This is a genomic window from Salinimicrobium oceani (assembly GCF_012037645.1).
The window spans coordinates 1-355 of sequence record NZ_JAAVJR010001131.1 but is presented as its reverse complement, the minus strand read 5'-3'; the positions used below and the strand labels follow the sequence as shown (position 1 = coordinate 355).

General features: G+C 45.1%; 1 protein-coding gene. It reads left to right on the top strand.

Annotation, left to right across the window (positions count from 1 at the left end):
* Positions 1–355 (top strand): hypothetical protein (locus HC175_RS21120; protein ID WP_168139925.1); only part of this gene is annotated, 355 nt, incomplete at both ends.

Genomic DNA, 355 nt, shown 5'->3' with positions numbered 1-355 from the left:
GCAAGATTTTCAAACTTTGCAAACCTTCCCGATCCTGCTGCAGATAATTACGATTATTTCCTTAACGCTTCAGGAAGCATTCTGCAGCGCTACTTCCACTACAACGGGCCTGAAGGAAATTCACCGCCCGATGTTACCGATACCAACCGCGGAAATACCACTTTGCCTTCCGTTGAAGATCTCAACAGGGATAACACCATGAATACGGTAGATAGCTATTACGAGTATGAAGTGGAGCTTTTCCCTAATATGAATATCGACAACAGCGAATATGTGACAGATGTTAAATCCTTTTCCACCACCCTTGCAAACGGGCAGGAATTGCCCGTAAGGTGGTTGCAGTTCAAAGTGCCAA